The sequence below is a fragment of the Cytobacillus sp. MT66 genome (assembly GCF_058792595.1).
Genome location: NZ_JBXAFB010000004.1, coordinates 59,849 through 74,703, shown reverse-complemented (window position 1 = coordinate 74,703; position 14,855 = coordinate 59,849). Strand labels below are relative to the sequence as shown.

Below are 14,855 nucleotides of genomic sequence, written 5' to 3'. Positions count from 1 at the left end.
ATACAAATGCCCCTAATAAACATTTTATATGAAGCAATCTTTTTGGCTACAACCTTTTCCTGCCAAAAAAAAGGAACACCCTATAAAAAATAATAGGATGTTCCAGTTTTATCGCCTAAACCGCCTTCCATCTCTGATACACATTTGTCAGGATGATGGTCTGCAAGGGCAGCAGCAGCATCAATAGAATGATTTTTATTAACAGCAAAGTGAAATACACATTTGTGTAGAATGATAATAAGAATAGAACGATATTTTCAAAGGATAATTGAATCACGGTCAGCAAAATAATAATCAGAAAGGCCTTTATATAATGTCTTTTGAAGAACTTGGCTGATTTCCTGACTGCAGCTTTAAACCCTTTTGTTTCATCCGCAATAAAATATGGGACAAAATAGAGCAGAAGCAAAATAACCAGACCTGGAATAACAAACAAAAGCCCGCCAACAAATACTAGCAGGGCATAAATACAGCCGTAAATGTAGAACGGTAAAGCCTTAGCCATCGAGAAGGAAAGGGACCTTTTCAGCGCATGTTCCTCACCTTCCATCTCAAGAAGGGTGAATTTTATAAAAGGAACCTGGGCAATGGTTATAAAGATCAGCATAAAAATGCCATTTGCCGCATCCCCAATCAGTCCAGGATATTGTGCAAATCGGGTTTGCATATAAATATAGTTAACAAGAAACGCATGGATGAGCAGCAACGGAAGATAAGTCATCACAGAAAGCAGCAAGATCTTTGTAAATTCCCGTAAATACACACCAATTGATTCTGAAATAATACTTTTCATCTTTTCTCCTGCTTTTTTATGGATTTCTTAATTTTATAATCATATGTTCCTCAAAATACATCTTTCCATCATTGTCGAATTTTTCTTCTAAGGATTCCTCTAGCCTGCTTTCATCAATATAAACTTTATTTCCCTTTTCATCCCATTCAAATTGTCTCATAGACTTTTCCAAAGCACCTTGGTTTGAATCTTTCCCAGTATTTAAAAGCTTCTTTATCTTCTCACGGTCTCTGGATGGAATGTTTTCACCAGCCCGATCAATGACGTTCACGACTGCATCATAATCTTTATTTAGCGATCTTTCCCGCAATCCATATGTGTACATTAGAACACGATTTTGGTTAAAGGTGTCCCTGACTTTATTCAATAGGTTAAGGTCAATGTAGCCAAGTTCATTTTTAATTTTTTTCTGATAATCAGCTAAAGTATAGTAGATATCATTTAAAATCTTAGGATTTTCAAGCGTTTTACTCGTTTCAAAAATAATCCGATCAACAGAAGCGGACTCGATAGGGAAAAGCTCCCTGAACGTCTGCTGATACTGTTTTAATAGTTTCGCTCTCTCTTCAAATGGACCCATTGGCTTTTTCATTTGCGGTAAAATACCGGAAATGGCTTGGGACATCATGGTATTATAGTTAACTAAATGTCTGAAAGGCTCTTTTGCCTTGGATGCAGGAATTACATCACCTGCATGATTTAAAATTAAATACCCGCTAATTCCTTTAACCGGTGCTGAATATTGCACTAAAAAGTAATATTCAGCACCGTCAAAAAAGGCAAAGTCCCACATATCCCACTTCTCAAAAAGCTTTTTATACTTTTTAATGCTGTCTGTATGTCTTGGTGTCGGTTTTGTATTTATCATTGCCAATTACCTCATTTGCCGAAGATTGATTTAAAGAATCCAGTTACCTTTTCTTTTGCTTTATTGTACTTTTGCTTAACGTCTGCAACAATTTTTTCTCGATTTCTCCAAACCTTATGACCTAAGCTTACTAAGCTTAATGCACCGCCGACAGCCAGCATACCAGCAGCAATTGGCTGTGCTCCCGGAATCAGCGCCACACCTGCAGCCGCACCGGAAATGATCGAACCAGCGTTGCCGACTAAGTCCATGCCTGATGCCCATTTCTCGTCAGAAGTTTTGGCATCATTAAATTTACCGACATTTTGTACCGTATCATAGATGGTAAATGGCATCGCAATTGCCGAAACAACCGCATTTCCTGACGAAAAGGTTTTCCCAGCCTGCACGAGCTCATCATATTTTGCCTCTGAAGCAACCAAGTCTCCAGCCTTTTTCAAGTCAGCTACCGCTTTATAGCCTTTATAGGTATTGTAGTTGTCGTAGATGCCCTTCGCACCGGTTGCAATATCCTTTGAATCATAGAGGAAATCAACCGTTGGATCTCCCTTTGTTAAGGCTTTAAAGCCCGCACCATAAATTCCCGCTCGATTTTGCAAAAAGTCCTTTACGGTAATTTCACCATTATTGTTGCCCACAACCTTCATGGCTAATTCTGTTGTTCCTCCAATAACATCCTTAACCGCAAACTCCAAGCCGTCTTTCATGCCTACATCTTCAAAATTGAAGAACGGATCGTCATTTGGAGCAACTTTATTAAGGTTTGTTGGAGGATTTACATTTTCACGAAGCTCATTTAATTTTTCAATACCTGGGTTTGTATAGTCTGGGTTGTAGGGTGGTTGTATATCTTGAATTGGCTGCGGTCCGTCTGGGGTGACATTAGCATTGCCCGAGCTTCCATCTGGGCCATTTTGATTCGGATTATTGGTGTTCGGGTTATTTTGATCTAAATTCCATTCTGGTGCATTCTGCCATGGAGGATTGCCCCACTGCATTTGGTTATTCCACTTAGGTGAGGTTTGCCATGCAGGGTTTTGCCACTCTGGTGATGTTTGCCATGCAGGGTCTTGCCATTCCGGCGGTGTCTGCCATGTTGGGTCATTCCAATCCGGCGTTGTTGTCCAAGCTGGATCATTCCATTGAGGCTGCGAATTCCAGCTTGGCTGGTTCCATGACGGCTGACTCCATTGAGGCTGTGAATTCCACGTACCCCAAGCATAGGCCTGAACGGCAATGAATCCCGGATTCATCAGCAAAAGAAAACAGATAGCAATTAAAGAAAGAAAGACTCTCTTTCCTCTTTTCACAGTTTTTCACTTCCTTTCAACGCGGGACACAGGGACAGGCACCTTGTCCCAGAACTCTATCCTTCTATTCTTTAAATAGGAAATTATAGTTCGATATCCAAGCTAAAGCCCATCGCCTCTGCAAATTCAAACGTTGGTCCTTTGCCTTTTTGTTTCAGCCGGCGCTGTTCATCAGAAAAATATTCATCAAATTTAAAAGACTTATATTTAGTAGAGGTCTCCACTTCAATTCGATAATCGCTGCTGCTATTAAGTACTATTTTGGATTGAGAGACAATTCCGTTATTGGCAATAATATTATTGGTTACCTGTTCGCGAATAGCTGCTTCGGCACTTCCTAGCTCCCCGCTGACAAATCCGGGAAGAAAAGGGTTATGGCCCAATTCACCCCTTAATACTTGATTAACAGCTCTCTGCCTTTTCTCTAATTCTGTTAATCTATTTGGAAGGGAATTTTTTACGCTTTCGACCTGATCCCCCAATGGCCTCAGATGCTCGATATCAGGATCCACAGGGATTTTCGCAAGTTGCAGAATCAGCCAGCTATCATACTCACTGATTGCTTCCTCAAGGCTATCTAGCAGAACTCCTGAGGCGACTATGCTTGCTTGTTCTGCGTTATTTGATGCGTGCTGTTTTTCAATAAAGACATTTGCAAGACTAAGTATAAGCACAAACATTAAAGCAAAAATACCAAACAAGCTAATGACAAAAATTGTTGTATTTCCATTCTCATTATTAAACATTTTCACTTTAATCCATCACCCTGCCGCTGACTGATCTTTCAAAAGCCACTGGGGGCAGAACACCAACAATTTTTTCCGGAACAAAGTTCAGTTCCAGGTTTACATTTAGTGTAAGTCCGAAATTATTGCCGCTCCGGCTAGATTCATACAGGTTGACAAACTCAAGATTCCCGCCGACATCATCAATAAAATTGCTTGCAGCAAGACTTGCTTCAGCTATGTTATTTGTCACTGCATATGTTTTGGCTGCCTCATTAACTGCAGACTGAGCAACAATCGCGGAGTAGCCAGCAACAAGAAACTGCCAAAAGATCATCATGATAAAAAAGACTAGGGGCACCATTGCAAGAAATTCAATAGTGGCTGACCCTTCCTCGCGGCGTAATACTTTAATAATCTTCACAATGGTACCTCCCTTACCAAACTTTTATCCTATGAAACATTTTCATCGTAAATTTTGTCTATCTTTTCCAGTGTCTTATTTAAATCTTCCTTGGTTGAATTTATTAATACATCCTCAAGATCTCCAAGGGCGTCCCATTGATTTTGATAGAATGTCTCGGCCATTTCAAGAATTTTAAGGTTTTGGTCATTCGTAATTTTATTTTTTAATTGCAAATCATCTAAGGCAAAAGTAATCATAGCCTTCTCTGAAGATGAATCAAGCTCCCAGTTATTCGTGATATTGTAAATATCCAACGTTTGTGTATTTGATTTATCAATTGCATTTAATGTCTGTTCATTGGACCATTGCACCCATTTTGCAGATTCTTCAACTGTTTTTTCAAATTCATTTTGCAGCTGCTCCTGATTTTTGACATTTACATAAGTGCCGCCAGCTGCCTGTGCAACCTCTTGAAGCTGCTGCTGATCCTTATTGTTTAAATCGAAACCGATAATGTTCACTACTGGGGCTACTCCATCCTTTAGACTTTTTGCTGCCTTAATCGGATCTCCCCCGCATGTTTCAATTCCATCACTGACAATATAAACAATGTTCTTATTGTTTTCGCCTTTATACTGGCTAAGATCTTTTTGTGCTTCAATGATGGCCTGGGCGAGCGGTGTCCATCCTGCAGGCTTAAACTTGCCTAAAGCCTCATCTAACCCTTGCTGATCATACGGCTGCAAGGGATAGACAAGTTCGTTAGATGAACAAGATAGCTTTTTATCTTCATTAGACCCTGTACCCTTGTGGCCATAAACCCGCATACTGATGTTTGCCTCTTCTGGAAGAGAGGAAGCAAATTTTTTAATTGAATCCTTTGCCAACTCCATGCGGGTTTTGGAACCCATATAATTACCCATACTGCCGCTAGAATCAAGAACGATTTCGACATTAAATGTACCTTTTTTTTCTTTGGGAGATTCAGACTGATCTGGACCGTCTATTGACTGGCCGGTTAAGACCTTTTTAGGATCCGTATATTCTTTTTTAAATAGCGAATAAAGATGGCCAAAGAGCATTTCTAGATCTTCATCTGAAGCATCTTCAGGAAATGCCGGAATAGAATCTAATACCTTTTGTACAGTTTCATCTTGTATTTGAATACCATCAGCGGAGAATTCACCTACTGGATAGGCAATAATATCCTCAAGTGTACCCGGCAGTTCAGGACTATCTAATGTGACTGCTGTTTGCGCATCTTTTTCTGCGTTTGCTTCTTCGCTTTGCGTAATATCCTTTTTAGTGTTTTCTGCATCGGTTTCATCATTTGCTTTAGGAGAACACCCTGTCATAATTACAAAACATAAGACAAGGGCTAGACCCCTTTTTATATGGACTGACATGAGGACCTCCTGATAAAAAGTAGTGTCGGGATGGGGAAGAACCCCCTGTCCCTACTTGTTGATGCTTTTAAGCATTTCTGAAATCTTTGAGACAATTGTTCCTGCAAGATTAGCGCCTTGGTCTTTCATAGCACCTGCAACAGCAAACATTAAAGCAACAACAACTGCGGCCAATCCAACCCATTCAATAGTTGAAACTCCTTTTTCGTTTTCAATGCTTCCCTTTGCTCTAACATACAGAGCAGCCATACCATTGTTCACCTTGTTCTTGATACCTTCAAAAAACTTCATCATTTTACATTCCTCCTAAAATTTTGTGTATGCTGAATTTTTATTAAAAACCTTACTTAACTACTAAAGAACTGAAAAAGACCGTCATCTGCATAGATCATGTTTAATACAACGAGACCTATAATTAATAGCATAATAAGCGGTGCAATAATGAATGACGTAATCATAGTGACCTTCGGCGATGCCTTTGCAGCTTTTTCCTTCACCTGCTCGAGGCTGATCTTTCGAATATCCTCGGCTTGAGTCTTGAATGTTGCTGCCATCGGAACACCCAGCCTTACTGCTTGAATAAGAGATTTGATAAAGCTCTGAAAATCCTCATTATCATTGCGCTGCAGCAGCTCTGCATAAGCCTTTTCTCTTGGGACACCGAGTTCAATCTGCTGAAGAAACTTTGAAAACTCCTCCCTGATCGGACCGGAAAAATACTTAATGACTTCTTTAATCGCACTATCCAAATTTGAACCCGCCTGAAGACTGATACTGACTGTATCTAAGAAGTCTGGCAGATCGCTTCGCAGCTGTCCTTGACGTTTCTTAGCTTTTGATCTTACAAGCATGATAGGAACAAAGAATCCTAGGACTGGCAAGGTAACAAATGCGATGTTCGCCAAAGGAAAACCAATAATAACCATAAATGCGCCAACCAGAAAGCCAATTAAAACACAAACAATTTTAAACCCCTGAAACCGCGAAACACTCATGTCATAGGGATTCCCCGCCTTCCTTAAAAGAGATTGGACTTCATCAGATTCACTGAAAAAGTTAATTCTTTCCCCAAGGGATGAAAAGTCATCCGCATATCTTGATAAGAAGGCAATTAGTCTGTCCGTTAATGTTTTCTTCTGTCCTTTTGTAAAGGAAGCTGTAACCGCAATTTCACTAATGTGCTTCGTTAAGCCTTCTTTTTTCTTTGCAAAAACATATAAATTCCCTATGCCAAAGATAAATGTCAGCCAAAATAAAATGATTGATATAAGTATGATTGTGTCCATGGGCTACACCTTAATATTAGTAACTGCCCTGACAAGCAGGAGGGCAATGACCATTCCAATCGTAAATATCGTCATCAGGATGGCACCAGGAATAGTGAAAATTAATTCTAAAAAACCATCCATTATACTGTTCAGCATAAATAGCAAAAATATGGGCATAGCAGGCAAAATATAGGAAACAAATCGCTGTTCGGCCGTTGCAGTTCTGATAGTTTGCCGCAAGATTTTTCTTTCTTCCAAAGTATGGGCCATTTCATGGAGCACTTTCGTTAAATTTCCTCCGGCCCGTTTTTGAATTAATAGAGCTGAAATAAATAATTTATATTCCCGTGTAGGAATCCGCTTTTCCATCTCAGCCAGCGCCTTTTCAAAGTCAACCCCCAGCCTGATGTTATGGGTAAGCATTTTAAATTCTTCCCTCGCTGGAGCATCTACCTCAGACGCGACAACCTCCAGACCTTGAATAATCGTCATCCCTGCCTTTGTACTATTACCAAGGAGTCTGCAAACCTCTGAAAGCTGATTGTTTAGTTTATCGATATATTTGTTTTTCCTGATAAGAAAAAGCATCCAATAAGAAAATAGACAAATAATTAATGAAATAAATAAGCTATAGGAAAAGGGAATACTAAAAAATCCAAAAAGCAAAATTGTAAAAGTAAAGGCACAAAATAATAAAATGGCATAGAATTCAGACGGAAGCAGCGATATATTTGCATATATGAGCTTCTTTTTAAATTCACTGGCATATTCCGTTTGATCGAAACGATCGCCTATTTTTGCTATAAAGCTTTTTCGTTCATTCTTATTTTGAAAAAGCCTTTCATGCTTCTTCTTTACTTCCCGCTTCTCCTTTCTATATCCAAGGTAGTTGTACATCCCCCAAATAAAAAGGAGAACTGCTGCGCCAAAAAGCGCTGCCGCAATTTCCATGAGGTTCACCTCCTATGCGGTGAATAATTTTTCCGGCAGATCAATGCCAAAGACGCTTAATCTTTCTAAGCATCTCGGGATAACTCCCGTTGGGGTGAAATGCCCCTCAACCTGACCGCCGCTTTTCATTCCTGTCCGTTTAAATGTGAAAATTTCATTAATCTCAATTTCACCATCATTATTTCTATAAACCTCACAAATAGAAGTAATCTTTCTTGTTCCATCTGTTAAACGAGAGGCTTGAACAATAAAGTCTAATGCACCCACGATATACTCCCGAATGATATGTGAAGGGAGATCCATTCCTGCCATGATAACCATCCCTTCCACTCGGCGTAAAGCATCAAAAGGAGTATTTGCGTGAACAGTTGTAATGGATCCTTCATGACCGGTATTCATCGCCTGAAGCATATCGAAAGCCTCTGCTCCGCGGACCTCCCCGACAATAATTCGGTCAGGCCGCATCCTTAAGGAGTTTTTTACTAGGTGACGAATGGTAATCTCCCCTTCGCCTTCAACGTTTTCCGGCCTTGCTTCCATGCCAACAACATTTGGTTTATCCAAACGGAGCTCGGCGGAGTCCTCGATTGTAATAACCCTTTCCTTCGCTGGAATTGAATTGCCGAGCACATTAAGCAATGTGGTTTTACCGCTGCCGGTTCCTCCAGAAATAAGAATGTTCAATTTCGATTTTACAATTGCATCAAGAAAGACCGACATGCTCTCATTTAATGTTCCGAAGTTCAGCAGATCAGTCATTTTAAAAGGATCTTTACGGAACTTACGGATGGAGACGAGTGTTCCATTAAGACTGATTGGCGGAATAACCGCATTGACACGGCTTCCATCTGGCAATCTTGCGTCTACCATTGGAGAACTCTCGTCAATCCTTCTGCCTAATGGCGCAACAATCCGGTCAATGACATGGCGGACATGATTATCATCCCTGAACCGGATCGGGACCTGCTGCAGTTTCCCTAATTTTTCTATATAAATCTCTTTATAGCCGTTAATTAAAATTTCCGTAATGGTTGGGTCATTCAGCAGCGGCTCAAGCGGACCGAAGCCAACAGATTCATCAATAATTCTTGTTAATAAAATTTCTTTATCATGTCTTGGAAGAATAATTTTCTCTTCGCTCATAAATTGGCTGATTAGCTGTTCAATCTTCAGCCGCATTTCGCCCTGCGGCAGACTTGTCAGCATTTCGAGATTTGCCTCTTTTAGGATTCTCGTTTTATAGTGTTCTACCAATTCATTGATATATTGATTCTCCAGGGCCATCCTGCTTCTTGCTTGGGAATCACTGTGATTCCCCCCTGCTTTTTTAACGAACAATGACACGAGTCATCAATCCTTTTATATTATTCTAGAATTTGCCCAACCCACTTTTTGATGCTTTTGGCAAACGGAACGAGCTTCTTTTCCCCGATTTCTTTTCGAAATGGTTCGCTCTTATTGATATGGGCCTGAACCCCTTTAATATCCCTTGGGATTTTATAAGCGATTGGATAGGATAGTACATCCTTCAAATCATTTGGTTTAATCTCGTTCTCCCGGCCCACTTCATTGAAGACGAGTTCTAATCTCCCTTCGGTTTCCATCCGAAGCCTTGCGAACAATTCTTCCACTTGCTTCAGCATGCTGATAGAAGGAGAATCAAGGTTTAAGCAGTAATATATTTTATCTGACTCCTCCAGCGCTGCATATGTATGCACGTTCATCACCACTGGGAGGTCAACAAGAACAAAATCATAACTTCTCCGGCAAGTACGAAGAAGTTTTGAAACAAATCCTTCAGGTAAATTCTCTGCCACTTCGGCATCCCTAGGGCTTAAAAGCACCTCTAGCTTGGAATACCTTTCTTTCTCCGAGACATTGCGAATATGGCTTTCGTTTAACTCTTCAATAACCGGAAGCAAATCAGCAAGAGAACGATTGGATTCAATGGAAAGATAGGTTTCCGCACCGCCAAACTGAAGGTTCAGGTCAATGAGGAGAACCTGTGCTGTCGATTCAAGCTTCAGCGTTTGTGCAAAAGCGCTGGAAAGAATCGTTCTTCCGCTCCCGCCCTTCCCGCTGTAAAAGGAGAAAATCCTTCCTCTCCCACGTTTGAAGGATTGGCTTGTGGAAGCTGTTTCAGCCATTTGCAGTTTTCTTTGCACAGCCATTTGCACGATACTATCCATTCGTCCATAAAGCATCGTCATTTCATCCGGCAGCACAAAGTAATCAACAACCCCTGCTCTTGTCACATTCCGCAGGACATCAAAATCCTGTGAAAACGCAATATATACGATTGGAAGGTAGGGGCTGACTGTATGGATATAGTCAATCGAATCCACCGATGAATCCTTATTATCAGACTCAATCAGAAAAACAAGATCAGGCGCCAGACGGTCTAATTCTGATCTTAATTCCTGGTAATCGACCGTCTCTACATCTTTAAAATCAATGAAGAGCCCTTTTAATTGATTGAGTGATTGCTCTTCGTCACTAACTAGTAAAATTTTAATTTTCTCACTCATACTGTCCTCCAACTTTCCTGTTGAACATTGATATTATTTCTTTTGCTGATCAGCCGGTTTTTGTTCGCCTGGCGGCTGTTCGGCTGGCTTTTTCTCTGCTGGTTTGGCTTCAGCTGGCTTTGCTTCAGCAGGTGCAGGTTCCTTAGCTGGCTCCGCTTTAGGCTGCTCTGGCTTAGGCTGTTCGTTTTTTCCTACATTCGCTTTTAGGATCCGCATGCTGTCTGCGTAGTTTTCCATGTGGATGATGCGCGGGGCATCTTCTAGAGATACTTCTACAATGACTCCTTTAAAATCATTTTTCCCTAAAGAACTAGTAACTTTGACATCTTTCATAAAAATTTCCGTTATTGGTTTATTATCAAACTTATGAGAAACAATAATATCAGCTCGATCTAATGATGTTAATTCCTCGTCAAAACTTATTCTGTCCGTTAATGGGATAACGACAAGACGATTGTTTTCATCCCTTGTATTGACTACCCGCTTAATCATCTCTTGTGTAATAATATCTCCCTCACTAAGCGGGACAACCAGCACACTGCCCATTAAATCTTGTTCTTTTATCACATGGGATTGTTCATTTACAAATTTAGTCGGGATTTCCATCGTTGTTACTTGCTTTTGCTGGATCAATGTCCGTGAAGGTATCTCACTAGCAGCCACATAGATTTTTGTCATCCCGCCCAGGTCGGAATTCAGCTGACTTACCTTTTGTAAAACAAAAAAGCCTGCCCCGACTGCTAGTAATAAAGATATAGTTAAAAAAATGATAGCTCTTCGTTTTGACTCTAACATCCGATCTCTTCTCTCCTAAAATAGGTAATTAGTAAAATATCGAAGCAATAATCTTCCTTTAAATTTCCAATAATAGCTATATAATATCTATCACGCGTTCACATTTCCGTCAAACTTACGAAGGAGTTTGTCGAATTTTGCCTGTAATTAATTACCCACCAAATCTTGAAATTGAGATTTTTTTCCGGGACAAAAGGATGATTCAGAAACAGGCTATGAGAAGGATATTCATATTTTTATTGTTAAAATTTTATAGCTAATTTTACAAATATTACATTTTATAGGTCCAAACACCTGTTTTTTGAACCATTTCACCCATGACTCTGGAAACAAAAAATGATCACGCTTTCACTAAAAATAAAAAAATAGCCTGCCATCATTTTTATGATGGCAGGCTATCTTCTTAAGATAATATTTTTTTACTCTCCAACAATGACTGCATCCTTTAGCAAATCATCTGTTAATGTTACACCTTGTTCTTCAGCTGCTTTTTTATTGATCACAAGCTCAAGATTTTCAGGGAAACCGACAGGGATTTCACTTGGCTTTTTACCGTTTAAAATTTCGACCGCCATTTTTCCAGTTGAGTAGCCAAGGTCAAAGTAATCAAGGCCATAGGAAGCAAATCCGCCGCGTTTCACGGAATCCCCTTCACCGACAAATAACGGAATATCTTTGTCATTTGCAACGGTAACTACAGACTCAAGAGCAGAAACGACTGTGTTGTCCTTTGGAACATAATATACATCTGCACGGCCAACTAATGATTCAGCAGCCTGTTTTACTTCAGAGCTTGTTGAAATAGTTGCTTCTACTGATTCTAAACCATTTTCTTCAAGTGCCTTTTTCGCATTTTCGACGTTAACAACAGAGTTAGGCTCACCTGAATTATAAATAATACCTACTGTTTTTGCGTCTGGTACAAATTTCTTAATAGAGCCGATTGTATTTTTAATGGCATCAGGATGTGTATCTGATGTACCTGTCACATTTCCTCCTGGGCTTTCAAGACTTTCCACAAGCTTTGCGCCAACAGGATCAGTGATCGCTGTGAAAAGAACTGGGATATCCTTTGTAGCTTGGACTACAGCCTGTGAACTAGCTGTTGCAATCGATAGAATAATATCATTCTCATCTGCAACAAGATTCTGAGCAATTGACATGTTATTGTTCATATCAGCCTGGGCATTTTGATAATCCAGCTTCATATTTTTCCCATCTTCATATCCAGCATCCTTTAACGCAGCAACGAATCCTTCTCTGGAAGCATCCAATGAAGGGTGCTCTACTAGCTGAATAATCCCGACTTTTACTGTTTTTTCTTCTTTAGCATCGCTATCACCTCCGCTTGAACTGCTGCTTGATTCCTCGCTGGTGCCGCTTGAACCACATGCAGTCAGCATAAGCAATGCTCCGCATAAAATTGCGAACAAAAACTTCTTCATTTTCTTCATCCTCCTGCTTGTCTGCTATTTTCTCTGTTAAACACTTCTATTTGCCTAGTAGTCCTAAAAATCCCAAAGGTCTTTTGTCTTGCTTCCTATTAACTTTTAGGTATTTTCAGTAATTTCTAATATTTCGATAATACCATGTTCATAGGGTAACTTCAACACTTTTTAGCTTTAAAGGGGTGATAACATTATTTATGTAAAAACAAGGTCTTCTCATCGTTATGAAACAGAATTTCTAGAGTTAGGACTTCTACTTTAATAGGTTTTCTGCTTCATCTGATCTAAAGTTCACCCAGCTAGATAAATTGTTAGCGCTATCGGACACAGAACATCCTGAAACTGGGGAGGGCGTCCATTAGCAGGGGCCTCACGGACATCACCCTTGTAAAAATCAGGGGCAGTGTCCATAAGAAGCCGTCTCATGGACATCACCCCTGCTAAAATCAAGCCAGGTGTCCGTTAGAAGCACCCTCATGGACATCACCCCTGCTAAAATCGAACCAGGTGTCCGTTAGAAGCACCCTCATGGACATCACCCCTGCTAAAATCGAACCAGGTGTCATGTCCGTTTGAAGCACCCTCACGAACACCAGCAACACAAAAATCCGGCCACCCCTAAAGAGGTAGACCGGACTTTAGATACATTTTTATTCTGTTTATACTCCTAGCTTATTGACCGCCGACTATTTCATCACAATCGCCAATGAATGTTTCAGGATTATCTTCAACTTGTGCAGTAAATGTTGTTGAAAAAGTGTTGCCATCGCCATCATCTGCATTAACAGTAACTGTCGCAGTACCGTTATCAATGATATACGAGAAGCTAACAGTATACTCTCCCATCGGCAATACATTTCCTGTTGCTTGTGCAGTACCGTTGTCTAGGAAAGCAGCTGTGTTATCTTCGCAGTGAATTGTGCCGCGTCGGCCTTGTGTGAAATTGATTTCCTGCCCGCCAGATCCAAAATTCACTTCAAAGTTATCAACAGCTGGATTACACATCGCTGCACCAGTAAAACATTGTTCCGCAGAGAAATTGATTGTACCTTGAAGAGATTGTGTTTCTCCACCGTTTACTGTAAAAAACACTTCAGCATCAGCTTGGTTTCCTTCAATTCCTAAGCGAAACTTACATGGACATTGTAGACCCATAGAATTCCCCCCTTTCTTTTGAGAGTAATGTATTGTATGAGACCTTCATACCGTGTGATTGGACAAGTGTAATAATGACTAACAACCATTTTAATTAACCTAAACAAAAAAGCCCCCTTACTTGGGAGCAATCGAACTTTACACATATAAAACTTTGTGACTATCCTTATAAATTTCCAGAAAATCCTCCCACATGGAGAGGAATAAGTCAGCGATCTTTGGATCGAAATGGCTGCCCCGATTTTCTAGAATGATGCCTTTTACCTTTTCCGGAGGAAAGGGGTCCTTGTAAGCACGCTTTGATAATAAGGCATCAAAAACATCTACAATCGAAACAATTCTCCCTTCAAGCGGAATTTCTTCTCCTTTTAAATGATTAGGGTAGCCATTTCCATCCCAATGTTCATGATGTGTTTTTGCTATGCGTGCCGCCATTTGAATAACCGGCAATTCAAGCTTAGCCAGAATTTGATGGCCAATCTGCACATGCGTTTTCATAGATTCCCATTCTTCCGGGGATAGCTTCCCTGGCTTATTCAAAATAGAATCAGGTATCCCAACCTTGCCAATATCATGAAATTTTGCAGCTATTTTAATATCCTGTATAAATTTTTCATCGCATCCGAGCAGTTCAGCTAGCTTTCCCGATAAAAATCCTATTCGATCAACATGCTGGCCTGTTTCATCATCTCGAAATTCTGCAAGATCTAAAAGGCTCTCAATTGTTGTAAAGATTACCTTGGCATCTTCAGTTATATCCTGACTAACTATTAAACTATGATTTAATTCGGCTAAGGATGATTGATGATAGCGCCAAGTTTTGTAATAAGAGGATTCAGGACCTTCATTAAAGGTTATTAGGGCCGGTTCACTGCTATTCGATAAAGCTGGGCATCCTAGACAAGGCAAGGCTCTATTGTAAAAGACTTCATAACAGCGTCCGCCTAATTTCTCCTTAGCATTAATCCCTCTTGAGCTTAAAAGCTTGCCGGCATTTTCATCCAACCACGTTAGTTTTCCAAAATCGGTTCTGCTTATTTCATAAGAATATAGGTTCAAAAAGCTATATGTATGCAAAAAACGGTACGGCTGAAGAAACTCTTTTAAAATGGCAAGGAAAAATCTCGTGTATCTTTCAAATGAATTCAAGTATACGGGGATATCGCTTTCAACGATTTCATTCTTTGACAAAAATATATCCC

16 protein-coding genes are annotated in these 14,855 nt (G+C 40.1%); all 16 read right to left on the bottom strand.

The features are described 5' to 3' along the window. Positions 1-115 precede the first annotated feature (115 nt). Positions 116-793, bottom strand: coding sequence for a hypothetical protein (locus AC1Q59_RS08850; protein ID WP_492365451.1), 678 nt, complete (start codon positions 791-793; stop codon positions 116-118). A gap of 16 nt (positions 794-809) precedes the next feature. Beyond that, on the bottom strand, positions 810-1,661 hold the full coding sequence (locus AC1Q59_RS08845) for a hypothetical protein (protein ID WP_492365450.1): 852 nt from the start codon (positions 1,659-1,661) through the stop codon (positions 810-812). Positions 1,662-1,672: 11 nt separating this feature from the next. Then, positions 1,673-2,971 (bottom strand): hypothetical protein, encoded by a 1,299-nt coding sequence (locus tag AC1Q59_RS08840; protein ID WP_492365449.1) that lies wholly within the window; start codon positions 2,969-2,971, stop codon positions 1,673-1,675. A gap of 83 nt (positions 2,972-3,054) precedes the next feature. After that, positions 3,055-3,723 (bottom strand): hypothetical protein, encoded by a 669-nt coding sequence (locus AC1Q59_RS08835; protein ID WP_492365448.1) that lies wholly within the window; start codon positions 3,721-3,723, stop codon positions 3,055-3,057. A 1-nt stretch (position 3,724) separates the two neighbouring features. Further along, positions 3,725-4,120 (bottom strand): TadE/TadG family type IV pilus assembly protein, encoded by a 396-nt coding sequence (locus tag AC1Q59_RS08830; protein WP_492365447.1) that lies wholly within the window; start codon positions 4,118-4,120, stop codon positions 3,725-3,727. Between the two features lie 29 nt (positions 4,121-4,149). Then, positions 4,150-5,508 (bottom strand): vWA domain-containing protein, encoded by a 1,359-nt coding sequence (locus AC1Q59_RS08825; RefSeq protein ID WP_492365446.1) that lies wholly within the window; start codon positions 5,506-5,508, stop codon positions 4,150-4,152. Between the two features lie 51 nt (positions 5,509-5,559). Beyond that, a complete protein-coding gene (locus tag AC1Q59_RS08820; RefSeq protein WP_492365445.1) occupies positions 5,560-5,802 on the bottom strand; it encodes a hypothetical protein in 243 nt (80 codons plus the stop codon). Positions 5,803-5,855: 53 nt separating this feature from the next. Next, the gene (locus AC1Q59_RS08815) at positions 5,856-6,794 is read right to left on the bottom strand and encodes a type II secretion system F family protein (RefSeq protein ID WP_492365444.1); all 939 of its coding nucleotides are present in this window, start codon (positions 6,792-6,794) and stop codon (positions 5,856-5,858) included. Between the two features lie 3 nt (positions 6,795-6,797). Then, positions 6,798-7,727, bottom strand: a complete 930-nt coding sequence (locus AC1Q59_RS08810; RefSeq protein WP_492365443.1) for a type II secretion system F family protein — start codon at positions 7,725-7,727, stop codon at positions 6,798-6,800. 12 nt (positions 7,728-7,739) lie between these two features. Continuing rightward, complete coding sequence (locus AC1Q59_RS08805) at positions 7,740-9,071, bottom strand: TadA family conjugal transfer-associated ATPase (RefSeq protein WP_492365442.1); 1,332 nt, start codon at positions 9,069-9,071, stop codon at positions 7,740-7,742. A gap of 20 nt (positions 9,072-9,091) precedes the next feature. Then, complete coding sequence (locus tag AC1Q59_RS08800) at positions 9,092-10,255, bottom strand: CpaE/TadZ family protein (protein ID WP_492365441.1); 1,164 nt, start codon at positions 10,253-10,255, stop codon at positions 9,092-9,094. A gap of 33 nt (positions 10,256-10,288) precedes the next feature. Continuing rightward, positions 10,289-11,050, bottom strand: a complete 762-nt coding sequence (gene cpaB, locus AC1Q59_RS08795) for a Flp pilus assembly protein CpaB (RefSeq protein WP_492365440.1) — start codon at positions 11,048-11,050, stop codon at positions 10,289-10,291. A 419-nt stretch (positions 11,051-11,469) separates the two neighbouring features. Next, the gene (locus AC1Q59_RS08790) at positions 11,470-12,495 is read right to left on the bottom strand and encodes an ABC transporter substrate-binding protein (RefSeq protein ID WP_492365439.1); all 1,026 of its coding nucleotides are present in this window, start codon (positions 12,493-12,495) and stop codon (positions 11,470-11,472) included. Between the two features lie 449 nt (positions 12,496-12,944). After that, the gene (locus tag AC1Q59_RS08785) at positions 12,945-13,079 is read right to left on the bottom strand and encodes a hypothetical protein (protein ID WP_492365438.1); all 135 of its coding nucleotides are present in this window, start codon (positions 13,077-13,079) and stop codon (positions 12,945-12,947) included. A 91-nt stretch (positions 13,080-13,170) separates the two neighbouring features. Further along, positions 13,171-13,653 (bottom strand): hypothetical protein, encoded by a 483-nt coding sequence (locus AC1Q59_RS08780; RefSeq protein WP_492365437.1) that lies wholly within the window; start codon positions 13,651-13,653, stop codon positions 13,171-13,173. Between the two features lie 138 nt (positions 13,654-13,791). After that, on the bottom strand, positions 13,792-14,844 hold the full coding sequence (locus tag AC1Q59_RS08775; protein WP_492365436.1) for an HD-GYP domain-containing protein: 1,053 nt from the start codon (positions 14,842-14,844) through the stop codon (positions 13,792-13,794). Positions 14,845-14,855 lie beyond the last annotated feature (11 nt).

What these genes read in the sequence shown, in the direction of transcription:
- AC1Q59_RS08820 (WP_492365445.1), bottom strand. Translation starts at nt 5,802, where the DNA reads ATGATGAAGTTTTTTGAAGGTATCAAGAACAAGGTGAACAATGGTATG.
- cpaB (WP_492365440.1), bottom strand. Translation starts at nt 11,050, where the DNA reads ATGTTAGAGTCAAAACGAAGAGCTATCATTTTTTTAACTATATCTTTA.
- AC1Q59_RS08790 (WP_492365439.1), bottom strand. Translation starts at nt 12,495, where the DNA reads ATGAAGAAGTTTTTGTTCGCAATTTTATGCGGAGCATTGCTTATGCTG.
- AC1Q59_RS08850 (WP_492365451.1), bottom strand. Translation starts at nt 793, where the DNA reads ATGAAAAGTATTATTTCAGAATCAATTGGTGTGTATTTACGGGAATTT.
- AC1Q59_RS08810 (WP_492365443.1), bottom strand. Translation starts at nt 7,727, where the DNA reads ATGGAAATTGCGGCAGCGCTTTTTGGCGCAGCAGTTCTCCTTTTTATT.
- AC1Q59_RS08780 (WP_492365437.1), bottom strand. Translation starts at nt 13,653, where the DNA reads ATGGGTCTACAATGTCCATGTAAGTTTCGCTTAGGAATTGAAGGAAAC.
- AC1Q59_RS08845 (WP_492365450.1), bottom strand. Translation starts at nt 1,661, where the DNA reads ATGATAAATACAAAACCGACACCAAGACATACAGACAGCATTAAAAAG.
- AC1Q59_RS08825 (WP_492365446.1), bottom strand. Translation starts at nt 5,508, where the DNA reads ATGTCAGTCCATATAAAAAGGGGTCTAGCCCTTGTCTTATGTTTTGTA.
- AC1Q59_RS08815 (WP_492365444.1), bottom strand. Translation starts at nt 6,794, where the DNA reads ATGGACACAATCATACTTATATCAATCATTTTATTTTGGCTGACATTT.
- AC1Q59_RS08800 (WP_492365441.1), bottom strand. Translation starts at nt 10,255, where the DNA reads ATGAGTGAGAAAATTAAAATTTTACTAGTTAGTGACGAAGAGCAATCA.